Annotated in this window: 18 protein-coding genes; 10 read left to right on the forward strand and 8 right to left on the reverse strand. The window is 72.3% G+C overall.

Annotated elements, in window-relative coordinates; genetic code table 11:
* Positions 1 to 6: 6 nt before the first annotated feature.
* From FJQ56_RS19165 to icmF, 6 genes are all read right to left on the reverse strand, one after another.
* The gene (locus tag FJQ56_RS19165) at positions 7 to 228 is read right to left on the reverse strand and encodes a hypothetical protein (RefSeq protein WP_140011214.1); all 222 of its coding nucleotides are present in this window, start codon (positions 226 to 228) and stop codon (positions 7 to 9) included.
* 232 nt (positions 229 to 460) lie between these two features.
* Positions 461 to 1,165 (reverse strand): EcsC family protein, encoded by a 705-nt coding sequence (locus FJQ56_RS19170; RefSeq protein ID WP_140011215.1) that lies wholly within the window; start codon positions 1,163 to 1,165, stop codon positions 461 to 463.
* 66 nt (positions 1,166 to 1,231) lie between these two features.
* A complete protein-coding gene (locus FJQ56_RS19175; protein WP_140011216.1) occupies positions 1,232 to 1,450 on the reverse strand; it encodes a hypothetical protein in 219 nt (72 codons plus the stop codon).
* 23 nt (positions 1,451 to 1,473) lie between these two features.
* Positions 1,474 to 1,797 carry a YciI family protein gene (locus FJQ56_RS19180; RefSeq protein WP_140011217.1) on the reverse strand — a complete coding sequence of 108 codons (324 nt, stop codon included), beginning with the start codon at positions 1,795 to 1,797 and terminating at the stop codon, positions 1,474 to 1,476.
* A 104-nt stretch (positions 1,798 to 1,901) separates the two neighbouring features.
* Complete coding sequence (locus tag FJQ56_RS19185) at positions 1,902 to 2,462, reverse strand: hypothetical protein (RefSeq protein WP_140011218.1); 561 nt, start codon at positions 2,460 to 2,462, stop codon at positions 1,902 to 1,904.
* Between the two features lie 310 nt (positions 2,463 to 2,772).
* Positions 2,773 to 5,982, reverse strand: coding sequence for a fused isobutyryl-CoA mutase/GTPase IcmF (icmF, locus tag FJQ56_RS19190; RefSeq protein ID WP_140011219.1), 3,210 nt, complete (start codon positions 5,980 to 5,982; stop codon positions 2,773 to 2,775).
* 165 nt (positions 5,983 to 6,147) lie between these two features.
* Here icmF and FJQ56_RS19195 point away from each other — a divergent pair, with 165 nt between their 5' ends.
* Genes FJQ56_RS19195 through FJQ56_RS19210 form a run of 4 tightly spaced genes read left to right on the forward strand, consistent with a single transcriptional unit; the run spans position 6,148 to position 9,246 of the window.
* Positions 6,148 to 6,600: a hypothetical protein gene (locus FJQ56_RS19195; protein WP_140011220.1), complete on the forward strand. Its 453-nt coding sequence runs from the start codon at positions 6,148 to 6,150 to the stop codon at positions 6,598 to 6,600.
* Positions 6,597 to 6,905 carry a hypothetical protein gene (locus FJQ56_RS19200; protein ID WP_140011221.1) on the forward strand — a complete coding sequence of 103 codons (309 nt, stop codon included), beginning with the start codon at positions 6,597 to 6,599 and terminating at the stop codon, positions 6,903 to 6,905. The genes FJQ56_RS19195 and FJQ56_RS19200 overlap by 4 nt, the downstream gene beginning before the upstream one ends.
* Entirely contained in the window at positions 6,902 to 8,719 is a 1,818-nt protein-coding gene (locus FJQ56_RS19205) for an alpha/beta hydrolase (protein ID WP_140011222.1), read from the forward strand. The genes FJQ56_RS19200 and FJQ56_RS19205 overlap by 4 nt, the downstream gene beginning before the upstream one ends.
* Positions 8,716 to 9,246 (forward strand): hypothetical protein, encoded by a 531-nt coding sequence (locus tag FJQ56_RS19210; RefSeq protein ID WP_140011223.1) that lies wholly within the window; start codon positions 8,716 to 8,718, stop codon positions 9,244 to 9,246. The genes FJQ56_RS19205 and FJQ56_RS19210 overlap by 4 nt, the downstream gene beginning before the upstream one ends.
* Here FJQ56_RS19210 and FJQ56_RS19215 read toward each other — a convergent pair.
* Positions 9,243 to 10,067: a retropepsin-like aspartic protease gene (locus FJQ56_RS19215; RefSeq protein ID WP_140011224.1), complete on the reverse strand. Its 825-nt coding sequence runs from the start codon at positions 10,065 to 10,067 to the stop codon at positions 9,243 to 9,245. The genes FJQ56_RS19210 and FJQ56_RS19215 overlap by 4 nt on opposite strands.
* Positions 10,068 to 10,097: 30 nt before the next feature.
* Positions 10,098 to 11,123, reverse strand: coding sequence for a LacI family DNA-binding transcriptional regulator (locus FJQ56_RS19220; RefSeq protein ID WP_246084255.1), 1,026 nt, complete (start codon positions 11,121 to 11,123; stop codon positions 10,098 to 10,100).
* A 201-nt stretch (positions 11,124 to 11,324) separates the two neighbouring features.
* On the opposite strand from FJQ56_RS19220, the gene FJQ56_RS19225 reads away from it, so the two are divergent.
* The 6 genes from FJQ56_RS19225 to rhaI are packed head-to-tail and all read left to right on the forward strand — an operon-like array spanning position 11,325 to position 17,660.
* A complete protein-coding gene (locus FJQ56_RS19225; RefSeq protein WP_246084256.1) occupies positions 11,325 to 12,857 on the forward strand; it encodes a sugar ABC transporter ATP-binding protein in 1,533 nt (510 codons plus the stop codon).
* Positions 12,854 to 13,912 carry an ABC transporter permease gene (locus FJQ56_RS19230; RefSeq protein ID WP_140011227.1) on the forward strand — a complete coding sequence of 353 codons (1,059 nt, stop codon included), beginning with the start codon at positions 12,854 to 12,856 and terminating at the stop codon, positions 13,910 to 13,912. Before FJQ56_RS19225 ends, FJQ56_RS19230 begins: the two co-directional genes overlap by 4 nt.
* On the forward strand, positions 13,909 to 14,994 hold the full coding sequence (locus FJQ56_RS19235; protein WP_140011228.1) for an ABC transporter permease: 1,086 nt from the start codon (positions 13,909 to 13,911) through the stop codon (positions 14,992 to 14,994). The genes FJQ56_RS19230 and FJQ56_RS19235 overlap by 4 nt, the downstream gene beginning before the upstream one ends.
* Positions 14,995 to 15,048: 54 nt before the next feature.
* Positions 15,049 to 16,074 carry a rhamnose ABC transporter substrate-binding protein gene (gene rhaS, locus FJQ56_RS19240; RefSeq protein ID WP_140011229.1) on the forward strand — a complete coding sequence of 342 codons (1,026 nt, stop codon included), beginning with the start codon at positions 15,049 to 15,051 and terminating at the stop codon, positions 16,072 to 16,074.
* A 52-nt stretch (positions 16,075 to 16,126) separates the two neighbouring features.
* Positions 16,127 to 16,486, forward strand: coding sequence for an L-rhamnose mutarotase (locus tag FJQ56_RS19245; RefSeq protein ID WP_140011230.1), 360 nt, complete (start codon positions 16,127 to 16,129; stop codon positions 16,484 to 16,486).
* Between the two features lies 1 nt (position 16,487).
* Entirely contained in the window at positions 16,488 to 17,660 is a 1,173-nt protein-coding gene (rhaI, locus tag FJQ56_RS19250) for an L-rhamnose isomerase (protein WP_140011231.1), read from the forward strand.
* Positions 17,661 to 17,737: the final 77 nt, after the last annotated feature.

The raw sequence follows: 17,737 nt of genomic DNA on the forward strand, positions 1-17,737 counted from the left end.
ACCGCCTCAGCGACCGCGGTTGCGCGGGTGGTCGCGCGCCTGCCGCTCGTTGCCGTGCTTGTAGTTGCCGGTCACGCGGGCCATCAGCTCCTGCGGGTCGTCGTCCTCGATCTCGGCGAGGAACTGTCGCGCCCGCGCCCCGCGCAGCACGGTGGCACGCCGCCCCGCGTGGGTGATGACGACCGTGTCGCCGACGACGTCGTAGGCGAAACCGGTGGGGGTGCCCATGGCGGCATCCTCCCCGAGCCCGGCCCCCGTGGGCGAACGGTTAGCGGGAGACGGCGACCCGTACGGACGCCCCGGGCTCCACGATCGTGCCGGGCCGGGGGTCCACGGCGCGGCCACCAGCGTCCGCAGCGCGCGGAGGCCGTCGCGGATCAGCAGCTGCGCCGATCCCAGGCCGAGCAGCCGAGCGACCTCGGCGTGGGTGTAGCCACCGCCGTAGGCCAGGTCGGCCGCCTCACCCCACGTGGGCGACCCTGTCGGCCCGGGGGAGGTCGCGAGCCGCGTCGCGGCCCAGCCGCTTCGTGGCGCGGGCGTCGGAGGCGGCGCCGACGACCCCACCGAACAACGGGATCCGCTTGCCGACCATCGTGGCCAGCTGCTTGCCGCCGAGGAAGCCGACCAGGGTCGCGGCGACCTGGGCCGCCACGCGCTCGACGGTCTCCGGGCCGTGGTCGGCGCCCTTGACCAGCCAGCGGGCGTTGCCGGGCAGCTCGCCCTTGCGGACCAGCCGCTCGGTCTGGTCGTGCCCGAGGAGGGTGGTCAGGACGGCCGCGTGCACGTCGAGGTCGTCGAGGTCGTGGCCGTAGAGGTGGGCGATCGCGGCGTGCAGGCGCAGCTGCACCATCACCAGGCCCGTCACGTTGGCCGGGACCGAGACGACCATCGTGACCAGGCCGCCGATGTTGGTCACGAAGCCCTGGGCGCCGGACAGCCGCGTGTGCGAGCGGATCAGGGCCTCGACCGCACGGTCGACGTCACCGCCGGCGCCGGAGAGGGCCTTGCCGGCGACCGTCGTGGCACTGTCGAAGGGCCCGGTGCCGGCGATGGCACGGCTCAGCACCCGCTCCAGGAACCCCGAGGTGAGGCCCGGTGCGATCTTGCCGATGCGGGGCGCGGCGAACATGCCTCCGCGCTTGGCGACTGATCCGAGGAATCCCATGGAGACAGCCTGTCCGAGGCCTCCCCGCGGCTGTTCACCCCGACAGTCGAGCGGGCGGGGGCCCGCTCACCAGAACAGGCGCGTCTCGGACCCGCCGACGTCGAACGTGCAGGTGGTGCCCGGCGGCGCCCACGACCACGACTGGGTGACGTACGTCGCGCCGCGACGGTCGGCCTCGTCGGAGCAGCGGCTCTCGGCGGTCCGGCCGCTGACGAACCGGGCACCGAGCACGCCGACGACCAGCACCGCGGCGACCAGGACCACGACGTACGACGTCCTCCGCATCGGGCCATCATACCGTCCCCCGGTCAGAGGAACGGCCGGACCTCGGTCTTGCGGTGGCAGGCGCGCGAGCCCTCGGCGCCCAGCCGGAGCGCGACGTCGAGGTCAGCGGCCTCGACGACCCAGAAGCCGGCGAGGTACTCCTTGGTCTCCACGAACGGACCGTCGGTGACGATCGGCCTCTCGCCGCGGTGGTCGATCGTCGTGGCCGGGTCGGGCGACCCGAGGCCCCCGGCGAACACCCAGTGGCCGTCGGCCCTGAGCGTGTCGTTGAACGCATCGACCGCCGCCTCCTGCGTCGGGGTCTCGGGGCCGGTGCCGTCGTCGATCACGGAAATCAGGTACTGCACGGGGACCATCTCCTGTCGGTCGAGGCCCTCGGACGGGGGCCCGTTCACCTGGACGACGAACGCGGCGGCCGCGATACGACATCCCGTCCCGCACCGCCGGCGGCTCAGTGGGCCGGTCGGTGGGCCGGGGACAGGCCCGGGGTCTCGTCGACGTCGAGGTCCCAGCGCCGGCCGAGCGGGCCGACCACCCCCAGCTCCACGACGAGGCCCACGCCGAGGGTGTAGAGGGTGGCGAGGACGACGTCGCCCAGGTCGGAGGCGCTGTCGACGACGGCGAAGGTGGCGATGACGATCAGCGAGAGGAGGAACCGGCCCGTGATGGCGACGACCGCGATGCCGACGCCGACGGCGACCACGAGCAGCATCCCGATCACCCAGTCCCACGGGCCGTCGTCCTCGGCGTCCTCGTCTCCGGCATCGGGGCGGGGACCGGGCTCGTACTCGGTGTGGGTCTCGATGGTGGGTGGGTGCCGGCGGCGGTGCCAGGTCCAGCCCACGAGGGTGACGAGCGCGGTGACGAGCGTGGCGAACAGCCCGAGGCGGGTCGAGGTGTGTGCCACCAGGACGCAGGAGAAGCCGACCGCGGCGGCCAGGGGCACCGCGAGGCTGACCAGCTCGAGCACGAGCTTGCGCCGCACCTGCCTGGACTCGTGGGTCCCCGTCATCCGCACCTCCCAGTCGACCGGACCCGCAGGCTAGCGGGCTCGGGATGTGCCTGTGCGTGGTTGCCGCTTCACCCTGCTCGGCAGATCTCGAGACGCGTCGCTCGGCCCTCGCAGGCTCGGTCCGAGCCGACGCCCTCGATCTCCTCGCTGACCGACACCGACCTCGCTGCGCTCACATGCGGCGTGCCGCTCCACCTGCTCGACAGATCTCGAGACGCGTCGCTCGGCCCTCGCAGGCTCGGTCCGAGCCGACGCCCTCGATCTCCTCGCTGACCGACACCGACCTCGCTGCGCTCGGTCGGTGTCGCGCTCAGACATTCCTGCGGTACTGGCCGCCCACCTCGAAGAAGGCCTCGGTGACCTGGCCGAGGGAGCAGACCCGCGCGGCGTCCATGAGGACGGCGAAGACGTTGTCGTCGGAGACGGCGGCGGCCTTGAGGCGGGCGAGGGCCTCGGCGGCCTCCTCGGTGTGCTCGGCCTGGAAGGCGCGCACGCGGGAGAGCTGGCCGGACTTCTCCTCGTCGGTGGCGCGGGCCAGCTCGACGTGGGCGGGGGTGCCGTCGCCCGCGTCGGGCTTGACGAAGGTGTTGACCCCGACGATCGGCAGCGAGCCGTCGTGCTTGCGGTGCTCGTAGAGCATCGACTCGTCCTGGATCCGGCCGCGCTGGTAGCCGGTCTCCATCGCGCCCAGCACGCCGCCGCGCTCGCTGATCGCCTCGAACTCCTTGAGCACGGCCTCCTCGACGAGGTCGGTGAGCTGGTCGACGATGTAGGAGCCCTGCAGCGGGTTCTCGTTCATCGCCAGCCCCCACTCGCGGTTGATGATCAGCTGGATGGCGAGTGCCCGGCGTACGGACTCCTCCGACGGGGTCGTGACGGCCTCGTCGTAGGCGTTGGTGTGGAGGCTGTTGGCGTTGTCGTAGATGGCGATGAGCGCCTGCAGCGTGGTGCGGATGTCGTTGAAGTCCATCTCCTGCGCGTGCAGCGAGCGACCGCTGGTCTGCACGTGGTACTTCAGCTTCTGCGAGCGCTCCGAGGCGCCGTAGCGCTCGCGCATCGCGACCGCCCAGATGCGGCGGGCGACGCGCCCGATCACGGTGTACTCGGGGTCCATGCCGTTGGAGAAGAAGAACGACAGGTTGGGCGCGAAGTCGTCGATGTCGAGGCCGCGCGCGAGGTAGGACTCGACGTAGGTGAAGCCGTTGGCGAGCGTGAACGCCAGCTGGGACAGGGGGTTCGCCCCCGCCTCGGCGATGTGGTAACCGGAGATGGACACCGAGTAGAAGTTGCGCACGGAGTGCTGGATGAACCACTCCTGGATGTCGGCCATCATCCGCAGGCTGAACTCGGTGGAGAACAGGCAGGTGTTCTGGCCCTGGTCCTCCTTGAGGATGTCGGCCTGCACGGTGCCGCGCACGGTCGCCAACGCAGTCGCCTCGTCGACGCCCTGCTCGCTGGCCTGGTCGAGCACCGTGTTGAGGAAGAACGCCAGCACGGTGGGGGCGGGGCCGTTGATCGTCATCGACACCGACGTGGTCGGCGAGAGCAGGTCGAAGCCGTCGTAGAGGATCTTCATGTCGTCGAGCGTCGCGACGCTCACGCCCGAGGTGCCGACCTTGCCGTAGATGTCGGGCCGCTCGTCGGGGTCGCGTCCGTAGAGCGTCACCGAGTCGAACGCCGTCGAGAGCCGCTTGGCGTCGCCGTCGGCGCTGAGGATCTTGAAGCGCCGGTTGGTGCGCGCCGGGTCGCCCTCGCCGGCGAACATCCGCGCGGGGTCCTCGCCGTCGCGCTTGAACGGGAACACCCCAGCGGTGAAGGGGAACTGGCCGGGGAGGTTCTCGCGGCGCCAGTAGCGGACCAGCTCGCCGTGGTCGGCGTACGACGGCAGCGCGACCCGGGGGATCTTGTTGCCGCTGAGCGACTCGCGGGTCAGCGGGGTGACGATCTGCTTGTCGCGCACCGTGACGACCTGCTCGTCGCCGGAGTAGGACTCCACGACCGACGGCCACGCGTCGAGCTGGTCGCGCACGGTGCGGGGGAGGTCGTCACGGGCCTCACGCAGGAGTGAGGCGACGCCGGTCGAGGAAGGCGCGCTGGCGCCTGTCTCGAGACCACGCTCCTCCAGCTCCGCGGCCACGGCGTCGAGCCGCTGGACGCGACGCGCCTGCTCGACGAGCACCTCGGTCTGCGCGTGGTAGCCGCGGACGGTGTCGGCGATCTCGGCGAGGTAGCGCACCCGGTCGCCGGGGATCGAGGGGTGGATGTCGGTGGAGACCTTGCCGTCGACCGGGGCCAGGGTGCCCTCGTCGAGCGGCAGGCCGTGCTCGCCGAGGAGGCCACGCAGGTGGAGGTAGAGCGCGGTGACGCCGTCGTCGTCGAAGCGGGCGGCGGACGTGCCGAAGACGGGCATGTCGCCGGGCTGCTGGCCGAACGCCTCGCGGTTGCGGACCAGCTGACGACCCACGTCGCGCAGGGCGTCGGCCGCGCCGCGGCGCTCGAACTTGTTGATCGCCACGACGTCGGCGAAGTCGAGCATGTCGATCTTCTCCAGCTGGGAGGCGGCGCCGAACTCGGGCGTCATGACGTACATCGAGGTGTCGACGAACGGCACGATCGCCGCGTCGCCCTGGCCGATGCCGGGGGTCTCGACGACCACCAGGTCGAAGCCGGCGGCCTTGAGGATGTCGACGACGTCGGGCAGGCAGGCGGGCAGCTCGTGGGCGCCGCGCGTCGCGAGCGAGCGGAAGTAGACCCGGTCGCCGTCGAGGGAGTTCATCCGGATCCGGTCGCCGAGCAGCGCGCCGCCGCCCTTGCGCCGGGTCGGGTCGACCGCGAGCACCGCGATGCGGAGCTTGTCGTGCTGGTCGACCCGGAAGCGACGGACGAGCTCGTCGGTGAGCGAGGACTTGCCCGACCCGCCGGTGCCGGTGATGCCGAGCGCGGGGGCGCTCGAGCGGGCCGCGGCCTCGCGAACCGTCGCGAGAAGCCCCTCGTCGAGCCGCCCCTGCTCGGCCCCGGTGATGGCGCGCGCGATCGCCGTACGGTCTCCGCTGAGGACCTGCTCGGCGCTGACCTGCCGCTGCTGCCACAGGTCGAGGTCGCAGGCCTCGACGACCGTGCTGATCATGCCGGCCAGGCCGAGGCGCTGGCCGTCCTCGGGGCTGAAGATCGTCACGCCGCTCTGGCGCAGCCGGACGATCTCGTCGTGCACGATGACGCCGCCGCCACCGCCGACGACCTGCACGTGGCCCGCGCCGCGCTCGCGCAGTGACTCGACGAGGTACTCGAAGTACTCGATGTGGCCGCCCTGGTAGGACGACACCGCGACGCCCTGCACGTCCTCCTCGATGGCGGCGTCGACGACCTCCTGGACCGAGCGGTTGTGTCCGAGGTGGATCACCTCGCAGCCCTGGCTCTGGAAGATCCGCCGCATGATGTTGATCGACGCGTCGTGCCCGTCGAACAGGCTCGACGCGGTCACGAGCCGGACGGGATGGGTCGGGACGTAGAGGTCGGCCACGGGGTCTCCTGAGCAACTGGTAGGACGTCCAACCAGATTAGTCGGGCTTCCTACTACTGGCTAGCGGGGCGGTCGGACGGCGCTGGCGTCAGCCCGCGCAGGCGCCCGTCCACAGGCTCGAGGCGGGCCCGTTTCCGGCCTCGGCACCCGGGCATCGCAGCCGCCATGACCGTCCACGCCCCGCACGCACCCGACCTCTCCCGCCCCGACGTCCTGCCCGACGCCGCGGTCCTCGCCGAGCGCCGGCAGGCCGCGGCGCTGTTGCGCTCGGCCTGCGAGCGTCTCGACCCCGCCGTCGTCCCGCCCGAGCCGTTGATCCGGCCCGGACCGACGCACCTGACCCTCGAGTGCGCCGCGACGGTGGTGCTCCGCGACCACGCGGACGGCCACCGGTCGCTGGCGCGGCTGGCCGAGGCGCTGCCCGGATGGGACCGACGGCTGGCCCCCGGCCGGGTCGCACGGCTCGAGGCCCGGCACGCCGGCCGCACGGTCGCGGCGTCGTACGTCGAGGACGAGCGGGTGCTCGTGCTGACGGTCGTCTCGGCGTCCCTGCCCGTGACCCGCGAGCAGTCCCGCCGGCTGCGTGGGGCCCGTGGTGCCCGGGAGGTCGCGTCATGACCGGGCTCCTCGTGCAGTACACCGCCGTCGGGCAGGTCGCCCGGGACTGGGACGAGCAGCACCACCGGCTCCTCGCCGCGGCCGAGCAGGTCGCCGCTGCGCCGCTGGCCGGCCTCACGGCGCCGGTCGTGGGGATGGCGATGATGTTCCGCTACCGGTGGACCGAGCACGTCCGCGACCTGGCCGCGCGGGCCGAGGGCCGCGCCGACGGCCTGCGCGACACGCTGCGCGACTTCGTCCACTCCGACGAGTCCTCGGCGCTCACCTCGGCGCGGCTGCGCGGCCTGCTGACGGAGCTGCGATGACCACGGCCACGGTCACCCCGCCGCCGTTCCCGCGGCCCCTGCCGCAGCTGACCGTCGACCCCGGATCCGTCGCCGAGCTCGCCGGCGAGCTGCTCGCGGCCTCCGCCCGCCTCGACGACACCGGCGAGCTGGCCCGGTCCCGGGGCCGCCTCGCCCTCTGGGAGGGCGAGGCGGCCGACGCCTACCGCAGCGACCTGGCGCCCTACGGGTCGACCGCCGACGCGATGTCGCTCGCCCTGCGGGGCGTCGGCCGTCGGGTCGAGGACCACGCCGACGCGATGCGTCGACTGGCCGCCGAGCTCGTCGACCTGACCGCGGCCAACCGGCTGCTGGTCGACGAGGTCTTCGGCTGCACCGAGGACGCCCGCCGGTGGCAGGCCCGCGCCGCGACCGGGTCCGCGGCCGGCGACCCCGGGCTGGTCGAGGAGGGACGGGCCCTCCAGCTGCGCTGCGACGACGTCGCCCGACGGGTCCGCACGCTCGACACGGCTCAGACCGCCTGGTGGGAGCGCGTGGGCATCGAGGAGACCGCCATGGTCGACGCGTTCGGCGGCGTCGTCGAGGTGGACCAGGTCGAGCAGCGCTACGACGACGCGACCGACCCGGCCGACGTGGCGCTCGCGACCCGTCCGGGACGCGGCGCGCCGTCCCTCGTCGTGCTCGCCTGGTGGCGCGGCCTGACCCGGGCGCAGCGTCAGGCGGTGCTGGTCGCCGCGCCCGGTGCGGTCGGCAACCTCGACGGCGTACCGGCCGACGCCCGCGACGAGGCCAACCGGCTCCGCCTGGCGCGCGACCTCGCGACGCTGCGCCACCTCGACGACGTCGGACAGCTCGCCGGCGGCGAGCGCGACACGCTCGACAACGCCGAGGCGACCGAGGACGCCCTCGACCGGCACGCCACCGACGTCGATGCCCACGGGCGCCACGTGCCGTCGTACCTGTGGATCTACGACCCCGGTGCCTACGTGCAGGACGACGGCAGCGTCGACGGCCGGGTCGCGATCGCGGTCGGTGACCCCGACACCGCCGACGCGATCGCGGTCAACGTGCCCGGCATCAAGACCGAGGCGGCCGACATCGGTGACGACACCGACCGGGCGTGGGAGCTGCACCAGTCGGCCACGGCCGCCGACCCCGACCGCACCTACTCGAGCATCGCCTGGCTCGGCTACGACGCACCGCGCGCGGCCGACGACCTGCACGGCATCGAGGTCGCGGCCTCCTCCGCCGCCGCCGACCGGGGCGGTGACCTGCTGGCCCGGTCCATCGACGGCCTGCACGCCGTGGCCGGCGACGACGCCGACGTCGTGCCGATCGGCCACTCCTACGGCTCGGTCGCGCTGGGCTCGGCCCTGACGCACCACGACCTCGGCGTGACCCGGGCCGTCGTGGTGGGCAGCCCCGGGATGGGCGAGGGCGTCCACGACGTCGGCGACCTCCACCTGGGGCGCGGCCGGCTCTTCGTCGGTCAGAACCAGGACGACGTCGTCGCCGGCCTGGGGCAGAACGGCTCCTTCGGCCTCGGGTCGATCGGTCACGGTCAGGACCCGGCCGACTCGGGGTTCGGCTCGACCCGCTTCCAGGCCAACGCCGGTGAGGGGCACGACGACCACTCGGCCTACTACGACAACGACAGCGAGTCGCTGCACAACCTGGGTGCCATCCTCGCCGGCCGGGACCCGGAGCCCGCGGGGTCCGTCCACGACCCGTGGTGGCGCTGGGCCGACGACCCCGAGCGCGACGCGCCGTCCGACCTCTACGACACCGACCAGGACGGCGACACCGACGGGGTGCCGCGGCGGAGGGCGTCGTGAGGGCGGGCGTCGGCGGATTCCTGCTCGCCCTGGCCCTGTCGTCGTGCGGTGGCGGTGTCGGTCTCGACCTGCCGACGCCGACGGGGGAGTACGCCGACTACCTCGCGATGCGCGAGGCCGCCCGCGACCGGGCGGCCCTCCTGGCGCGTGGCCTCGCCGATGCCCTCGGGGGTGCGGTCGGCACCATCGACGGCGATCCGCTGGGCTGCGACCAGCAGGGCGGGGAGACCGTCGCCTTCACCTACGTGGTCGTCGCCGCGGTCGACGCCGTCCGGGCCACCGAGGTCCGGCCGGTCGTCGAGCAGGTGCTGCGCGCGCAGGGGTGGACCTCCGTCGAGTCCCGACCCGCCGGGGGCACCCGGGCCGCGGACGCGGCGTACGCCGGCATCTCGGTCGAGGTCAGCGAGGGCGGACCCGGCGACGACGGGCTGGTGCTGCAGACCTCCGGAGAGTGCTTCGCGGTGCCCGCCGAGCACCGGCGCGAGGTGCGTGGGGACCTGGGTGACGAGCGGATCGAGGTGCCCTAGTGAGCCGGGAGGGCGAGGACCCCACGCCCGTGGTCGACGACGGCGCCGTGACGCAGGAGGAAGTCGCAGCCCAGGAACCCGGCGACGAGGTCGTCGTCGGTGCGGGGCCTGGCGGCGTAGGCGTAGAGGTCGTGGGACACCGCCCCGACGACGTCGTGGTCGCGCCCGCCGATGTGGACCGACCAGGGGCCGGCGACGTGCCGGGAGGTGACCACCGTCCCGGTGGGCCCGCCGTCGTCGCCAGCCGGCTCGCCCAGCTCGAGCCCGAGGCGATCCACCGCGGCGGAGTCGACGAGCACGCCCGCGACGGTCGAGACGACCCACCGGGCAGGCTCGCCGTCGACGACCGAGTCGACCACCAGCGCGTCCCAGCCGGGATCGTGCGCCAGGGGCACACCGTCGACCGGGCCGCCGTACGGCGTCAGGACCCGGCGCGCGAAGTCGACGACGACCTGACGCTGGCGCAGCCACCCGATGCCGAGCATCCCGTCGACCGGGTCCTCGTCGGCGTCGACGGGCAGCTCGAAGACGCTCGCCGGGACGTCGTGCGCGACGTCGTCCCCGACCTGCAGCGCGCCGACGACCGCCGACGCGCGTCCCCGCCCGCCGAGCTGCCCCACGGCGGCGATGCCGTAGTCCTCGCGCTCGACCGCGCCCACCGACAGCCCGATCCGCTCGGCGGTGTCGTGGGTGAGCATCATCGAGAACGACGCGTTGGAGTGGACCATCAGGCTGACCGGCGACCCGTTGACCTGCGCGGTCACGAAGGGCCGGGTCCCCGACGCCTGGCGGAGCACCATCTCGACCGCGGCTGTCGTCACGCGGCGAAGGTAGCAACCCGCCCGCACCGATCAGGTGCGCGTCGACTCCCGCGCCACGAGCTCGGGGGTGAACACGACCTGCTGGTGCTCGTGGCCGTCGTTGCCGGCCTCGTCGATCAGCAGCGCGGCGGCCGCGCGACCGAGCTCGACCCGGGGCTGGCGCACCGACGTCAGCGGTACGGCGGCGGCCGCGGCGAACTGGATGTCGTCGTACCCGACGATGGCGAGCTGCTCGGGCACCCGGGTGCCGCTGCTGATCGCCTGCTGGAGCAGGCCGAGGGCGGTCATGTCGTTGGCGCAGAAGGCGGCCGTGGGACGGCGGGCCGAGGGGAGCCCGGCCAGTCGCTGGCCGGCGCCGCGGCCGGCGTCGACGTCGAGCGAGTCGGTGATGACCACGGTGAGGTCGTCGACCGGCAGCCCGGCGTCGGCCCAGGCGAGGCGCGCGCCCTGCAGCCGGTCGCGGACCTGGCCGATGCCCAGCGGGCCACCGACGAAGGCCACGCGGGTGTGGCCGCGATCGAGGAGGTGCTCGATCGCGAGCCGGCCGCCGAGCACGTCGTCGACGGCCACGGAGCAGAACGTCGTGTCGTCGCGGGTGCGGTCGACGATGACCAGGGGGGTGCCACGGTCGCGGACGGCGCCGAGCGTCGGCGACTCCGGGTCGATGGGGGTCACCAGCAGGCCCTGCACGCGCTGCTGCTGGAACAGGTCGAGGTGGCGGCTCTCGCGGGCGGCGAGCTGACCGCTGTTGCACAGCACCAGGGACAGCCCGGCGGCCTCGGCGGCGGCCTCGATGCCCTGGGCCACGTCGGTGAAGAACGGGTTGCCGGCGTCGAGCATCACGTAGGCGAGGGTGCGGCTGGTGCCGGCACGCAGCTGACGGGCCGACTCGTTGCGCACGAAGCCGAGGTCGACCATCGCGCGCTCGACGCGCTCCCGGGTGGCGGCGCTGACCCGGTCGGGACGGTTGAGGACGTTGGAGACGGTCCCGAGCGAGACCCCGGCGGCGGTGGCGACGTCCTTGACCGACGCCGCGCGGATGCTCGGGGTGCTCAATGTCGCTCCTGTGCGGTGGCTCCGGTGCGGGCACCCGGATCGGAGGCCTGTGCGCACGCTGTGGTGAAACGTGACAAGCAGACCACGACCACAACAATTTCGGCAACGATCAGGAAACCTGGCCGAAACTCTTGCCATCTGTGATCGGAGTCACCTACCGTCTGCGCTGTGAGTGAAACCTTTCAATCGCCGGGGCCGGCCGTGCTGGAGCTCGCTGACGTGACGAAGTCCTTCGGCGCCGTCCAGGCGCTGCGGTCGGGGAGCCTGCGGGTCGAGGGCGGCTCCATCCACGCCCTGATCGGCGAGAACGGCGCGGGCAAGTCGACCCTGGTCAAGATCGTCGCCGGCGTGCACCGCCGCGACGGTGGCACCTTCCGCTTCCACGGCGACGACGTCGACTTCGGCTCGACCGCGGCGTCCAAGGGCGCCGGCATCGCCGTCATCTACCAGGAGCCGACGCTGTTCCCCGACCTATCGGTCGTCGAGAACATCTTCATGGGCCGGATGCCGCGAGGCGCCGGGCGGCGCATCGACCGGGCCGCCATGTACGCCGAGGCGCAGGCGCTCTTCACACGCCTGGGGGTGCGCATCGACCCGCGTCGGGCGGCTCGCGGGCTGTCGATCGCCGACCAGCAGATCATCGAGATCGCCAAGGCGATCTCGCTGGACGCCTCGCTCCTGGTCATGGACGAGCCGACCGCGGCCCTCAGCGGCGTCGAGGTCGACCGCCTCTTCGCCGTGGCCCGCTCGCTGCGCGACGAGGGTCGGGCCCTGGTCTTCATCTCCCACCGCTTCGACGAGGTCTTCGACCTCTGCGACCAGGTCACGGTGATGCGTGACGGCGCCTACGTCGGCACCCACGCGATCGCGGAGACCAGCGTGCCGGCGCTCGTGGCCCAGATGGTCGGCCGCGAGGTCGGCACCCTGTTCCCCAAGACCGAGGCCGAGATCGGCGAGGTCGTCCTCGAGGTCGACGGCCTGGACTCGCGCGGCACCTTCCACGACGTCTCCTTCCAGGTGCGCGCCGGTGAGATCGTCGCGCTGAGCGGCCTGGTCGGCGCCGGCCGCAGCGAGATCGCCCGCGCCGTCTTCGGGGTCGACCGCTACGACAGCGGCAGCGTGCGGCTGCGCGGCAAGGCGGTGCGCCCGGGCAACCCGCGCGCCGCGATCAGGGCCGGCATCGCGTTCGTCCCCGAGGACCGTCGCCAGCAGGGCCTGGTCGTCGACAGTTCCGTGGCCCACAACATCGCCGGCGTGATCCGCCGCCGCCTCTCCACCGCCGGCCTGCTCACCACCCACGCCGAGAACCGGGCCGTGCGACCGTGGGCCTCGCGGCTCGAGGTCAAGACCAACGCCCTCGACATGCCCGCCTCGACGATGAGCGGCGGCAACCAGCAGAAGGTCGTGATCGCCAAGTGGCTGGCCACCGAGCCCGCCCTGCTGATCATCGACGAGCCCACCCGCGGCATCGACGTCGGCACCAAGGCCGAGGTGCACCGGCTGCTCTCCGAGCTGGCCGGCCAGGGCCTGGCCGTGCTGATGATCTCTAGCGAGCTGCCCGAGGTGCTCGGCATGGCCGACCGGGTGCTGGTCGTCTGCGAGGGCCGGATCACCGCCGAGCTCGACCGGGCCGAGGCCACGCCCGAGACCGTGATGGCCGCCGCCACCGGCACCGACCTCGCCGACGTCCACCTCGAGCACGACACCGCACTCGTGCAGGAGGTCACCGCATGAGCACCCTCGACAAGACCCCCACCGCCCCCTCGCCCCGCCCGGCCCGACCGGCCCGCGCCGGCAGCTCGGTCGGACAGCTGGCCAGCGACCTGCTCCGCTCGCGTGAGCTGGCCGTCCTGGTCGTGCTCCTCGCGCTGGTCGTGGTGGCCACGATCAAGAGCGACGGGTTCCTGCGGGGCGACAGCTTCCGCGACCTGCTCCTCACGCCGAGCATCCTGCTCATGCTGGCCGCCGGCCAGACGCTCGTCATCATCACCCGCAACGTCGACCTGTCCGTCGGCTCGACGCTCGGCCTGTGCGCCTACGGGGCCGGCGAGATCATGTCGGCCGGCCACTCGCCGTACGTCGCCGTGGTCGGAGCCGTCGTGCTCGGCGCCGTCCTCGGTGCGGTCAACGGCACGATCATCGCCTTCGGCCGGGTCCCCGCCCTGGTGGTCACCCTCGGCACGATGCTGGCCTTCCGCGGAGCCCTGCTCCACTGGGCCGGCAGCGACCGGGTCAACGCCGCCGAGATGGACCCCGGCTTCCTCGACCTCGGCACCGCGCGGATCGTCACGATCCCGGTGCTCACGATCATCGCCCTGGTCGTCGTCGTGGGCGTCGGCTACTACCTGCGCACCAGCCGCGGTGGACGCGAGCTCTACGCCATCGGCTCCGACCCCGACGCCGCCGGACTGTTCGGGCTGCCCGTACGCCGCCGGGTGCTGGGTGCGTTCGTCGCCTCGGGGGCACTCGCCGGACTGGCCGGCGTGTTCTTCGCCGCCCGCTACGGCGGGGTCTCGTCCAACGCCGGGGAGAACATCGAGCTGCAGGCAGTCGCGGCCGCCGTCATCGGCGGCGTCGCCATCTTCGGTGGCAGCGGCACCGTGTGGGGCGCGGCGATCGGCGCCTTCCTCCTGGTCACGATCGACCGGGTGCTGCCGATCCTGGGCGTCGACGACTTCTACCAGCAGGCCGTCGTCGGCGGCCTGATCCTCGGGGCCATCGTCCTCGACCGGTTCCTCGCCCACCGCGCCGAACGACGCCTCGCCCGAGACCGGGAGGTCACCGCATGAGCACCGACACCATCGAGCGTGCGGTCGACCAGCGCACCTACGCCTCCTACGCCCGGCCGCTGCTGTGGCGCGTGATCGCCACCCGCGAGTTCGCCGTGCTGGCGCTGCTCGTCGCGGTCTTCCTCTACTCCCGGTCCTCGATCGAGGGGTTCGACGGGCCGCTCACCCTCTACTTCCTCTTCGGCCGCTCGCTGCCGATCATGCTGCTCGCGCTGCCGATGACGCTGGTGATCATCACCGGCGAGATCGACCTGTCGGTGGCCAGCACGATGGCCCTGACCGGCGCGGTCCTCGGCATCGCCTTCACCGAGTGGGACCTGCCCTTCGTGATGGCGATGGTGGTCGCCGTCGGGGTCGGGCTGGCCTGCGGGCTCCTCAACGGCATCCTCATCGCCTACGTCAGGCTGCCCTCGCTGGCCGTCACCATCGGCACGCTCGCGCTGTTCCGTGGTCTCGCCGAGGGGTTCCTCGGCACCGACACGATCAAGGGCTTCCCCGAGAAGTGGACCGACCTGGCCAAGCAGGCCACCTCCGAGGGCGGCAGCTACCCGATCGTCCTCATCCCGTTCGTCGTCCTGGCCGTCGCCTTCGGCCTGCTGCTCCACTTCTCCTCCTTCGGTCGCGGCGTCTACGAGATCGGGCTCAACGACGAGGCCGCGCGCTTCACCGGCGTCGACATCGCCCGCACCAAGCTGGTGCTGTTCATGCTCACCGGCGCCGTCGCCGGGCTCGCCGGCGTCTACCAGGCGCTCTACGCCGGGGTGATCCGCAGCGACTCGGCGATCCACCTCGAGCTGCAGGTCATCGCGGCCGTGCTCCTCGGCGGCGTGTCGATCTTCGGCGGCCGCGGCACCCTGCCCGGCGTCATCGCCGGCGTCCTGCTCATCGCCGTCCTCAACTCCGCGATGCGCCTCGACGGCGTCCGCGACGACGTCACCGACATCATCATCGGCTGCCTCCTGGTCGCCTCGGTGATCGCTCCCACGCTCCTGACCTGGGTCTCCGGGCTCGCCCGCGGTCGGGTCCGACGGACGACGGACCACCCGTCGACCGCCACCGCTCCACCAACCCCCTCGAAGTAGGGCTCCGTCCGATCGCGGTCCGGATCCCCGACCAGCAACGAAAGGCTCAACCACATGTTGATCAACACGAGGCGGTTCGCCGCCCTGGCGGCCGTGGCCCTCACGGCCTCTCTCGCCCTCGCCGGCTGCGGCAGTGACGACGACGGCGGTGACGGCGGGAGCGGTGGCGGCAGCAGCAAGATCACGATGATCCCCAAGTCGCTCGGCAACCCCTACTTCGACGCCAGCACCGCCGGTGCGAAGCGTGCGGCCGGCGAGTTCGGCGGCAAGGTCGACGAGGTCGGTCCGACCGGCGACGCCGGCCCCGACTCCCAGGTGCCGTTCATCGAGACGGCGACCCAGCAGGGCGTCGGCGCGCTCGTCGTGTCCGCCAACGACCCCACCGCCCTGTGCGACTCGATCAAGACGGCCCAGTCCGCCGACATCAAGGTCGTCACCTTCGACTCCGACACCGAGTGCCGCGACCTGTTCGTCAGCCAGGCCGACGCCCAGGGCATCGCCGACAAGCAGGTCGAGCTGATCGCCAAGCAGATCGGCGACACCGGCGAGGTCGCGATCCTCTCGGCCGCGGCCAACGCGACCAACCAGAACGAGTGGATCAAGCTGATGAAGGCCAACCTCGAGGCCAACCACCCCAACATCAAGCTGGTCGACACCGTCTACGGCGACGACGACGACCAGAAGTCGTTCGACCAGACCGCCGCGCTCCTGCAGGCCCACCCCGACCTCAAGGGCATCATCTCGCCGACCACCGTCGGCATCGCGGCCGCGGCCCGCTACTTGTCGACCTCGGAGTTCAAGGGCAAGGTCGCGCTGACCGGCCTCGGCGCCCCGAGCCAGATGAAGACCTTCATCGACGACGGCACCGTCACCGAGTTCGCGCTGTGGAACCCCGACGACCTCGGCTACCTGGCCGCCTACGCCGCCGACGCGCTGGTCAAGGGCGAGATCACCGGCAAGGAGGGTGACACGTTCACCGCCGGCGACCTGAAGAAGTACACCGTCGGCGCCAACGGCGTCGTCGTGCTCGGTGACCCGTTCGTGTTCGACAAGTCGAACATCGACGACTTCAAGTTCTGATCCCCGTCCCCACCTGATCGACCGACCTCACCGCAGGAACAGGGAGTACACCGTGCGCTACTGCTTCACGCTCCAGGTCCGCCCGGAGCGGCAGCAGGAGTACGCCGAGCGTCACGCGGCCGTCTGGCCCGAGATGCTCGCCGCGCTCGACGCGACCGGCTGGCGCAACTACTCCCTGTTCCTGCGTGAGGACGGGCTCCTCGTGGGCTACGTCGAGTGCGACGACCTCGACGCCGCCCAGGCCGCCATGGCCGCCACCGACGTCAACCGCCGCTGGCAGGCCGACATGGCGCCGTACTTCGTGCAGTCGGGCGCGCCCGACGAGGCGTTCGTCCGCCTCACCGAGGTCTTCCACCTCGCCGACCAGCTCGCGCTGGCCGGCATTCCCCCAAGCACTCCACCTGAAGGCTGACATGACCGACATCCCCGGCTTCGCCGCCATCGCCCCGCAGCTCGAGCGGCTGGCCATCGAGGTCCCCTCGTGGGCCTACGGCAACTCCGGCACCCGCTTCAAGGTCTTCGGTACGCCGGGCACCCCGCGCTCCATCGAAGAGAAGATCGCCGACGCCGCCGTCGTGCACCGGCTGACCGGCCTGGCCCCCTCGGTGGCCCTGCACATCCCGTGGGACCTCGTCGACGACTACGCCGCGCTCGGCGAGCACGCCGCGAGCCACGGGGTGCGCCTCGGCACCGTCAACTCCAACACCTTCCAGGACGACGACTACAAGTTCGGCGCCCTGACCCACGTGGACGCCAAGGTCCGCCGCAAGGCGATCGACCACCACCTCGAGTGCGTCGACGTGATGGACGCGACCGGCGCCCGCGACCTCAAGATCTGGTTGGCCGAGGGCAGCAACTACCCCGGCCAGGCCGACCTCCGGGGCCGCCAGGACCGCCTCGCGGAGTCGCTCGCCGCGATCTACGACCGCCTCGGCGAGGAGCAGCGGCTCGTCCTCGAGTACAAGTTCTTCGAGCCGGCGTTCTACCACACCGACGTCCCCGACTGGGGCACGTCGTACGCCCAGGTCAGCGCGCTCGGCGAGCGCGCCATGGTCTGCCTCGACACCGGCCACCACGCGCCCGGCACCAACATCGAGTTCATCGTCATGCAGCTGCTGCGGCTGGGTCGGCTGGGGTCCTTCGACTTCAACTCCCGCTTCTACGCCGACGACGACCTGATCGTCGGCGCGGCCGACCCGTTCCAGCTGTTCCGGATCATGGCCGAGGTGATCCGGGGCGGCGCACTCGACGCCGACAGCGAGGTCGCGTTCATGCTCGACCAGTGCCACAACGTCGAGGACAAGATCCCCGGCCAGATCCGCTCGGTCCTCAACGTGCAGGAGATGACGGCCCGGGCCCTGCTCCTGGACCGGGACGCGCTCGCCGCCGCCGAGGAGGCCGGCGACGTGCTGGGCGGCAACGAGGTCTTCATGGACGCCTTCCAGACCGACGTCCGCCCCGCCCTCGCCGCCTGGCGCGAGGAGCGTGGCCTGCCTCCGCACCCGATGCGCGCCTACGCCGAGTCCGGCTACCAGCAGGAGATCGAGGAGTCCCGCGTCGGCGGGACCCAGCTCTCCTGGACCTGATCCACACGGTGGTCGAGGAAGGCGCTCCGCGCCTGTCTCGAGACCACCCGAACCCGCACCGACCAACCAGAAGGAAC

The organism is Nocardioides plantarum (assembly GCF_006346395.1).
Classification (GTDB): Bacteria; Actinomycetota; Actinomycetes; order Propionibacteriales; family Nocardioidaceae; genus Nocardioides; species Nocardioides plantarum.

Bases quoted from the DNA above. Each gene is read 5' to 3' on its own strand.
- FJQ56_RS19235 (WP_140011228.1), top strand. From the start codon at position 13,909: ATGAGCACCGACACCATCGAGCGTGCGGTCGACCAGCGCACCTACGCC.
- FJQ56_RS19170 (WP_140011215.1), bottom strand. From the start codon at position 1,165: ATGGGATTCCTCGGATCAGTCGCCAAGCGCGGAGGCATGTTCGCCGCG.
- rhaI (WP_140011231.1), top strand. From the start codon at position 16,488: ATGACCGACATCCCCGGCTTCGCCGCCATCGCCCCGCAGCTCGAGCGG.
- FJQ56_RS19195 (WP_140011220.1), top strand. From the start codon at position 6,148: ATGACCGTCCACGCCCCGCACGCACCCGACCTCTCCCGCCCCGACGTC.
- FJQ56_RS19230 (WP_140011227.1), top strand. From the start codon at position 12,854: ATGAGCACCCTCGACAAGACCCCCACCGCCCCCTCGCCCCGCCCGGCC.
- FJQ56_RS19175 (WP_140011216.1), bottom strand. From the start codon at position 1,450: ATGCGGAGGACGTCGTACGTCGTGGTCCTGGTCGCCGCGGTGCTGGTC.
- FJQ56_RS19185 (WP_140011218.1), bottom strand. From the start codon at position 2,462: ATGACGGGGACCCACGAGTCCAGGCAGGTGCGGCGCAAGCTCGTGCTC.
- rhaS (WP_140011229.1), top strand. From the start codon at position 15,049: ATGTTGATCAACACGAGGCGGTTCGCCGCCCTGGCGGCCGTGGCCCTC.
- FJQ56_RS19165 (WP_140011214.1), bottom strand. From the start codon at position 228: ATGGGCACCCCCACCGGTTTCGCCTACGACGTCGTCGGCGACACGGTC.
- FJQ56_RS19200 (WP_140011221.1), top strand. From the start codon at position 6,597: ATGACCGGGCTCCTCGTGCAGTACACCGCCGTCGGGCAGGTCGCCCGG.
- FJQ56_RS19205 (WP_140011222.1), top strand. From the start codon at position 6,902: ATGACCACGGCCACGGTCACCCCGCCGCCGTTCCCGCGGCCCCTGCCG.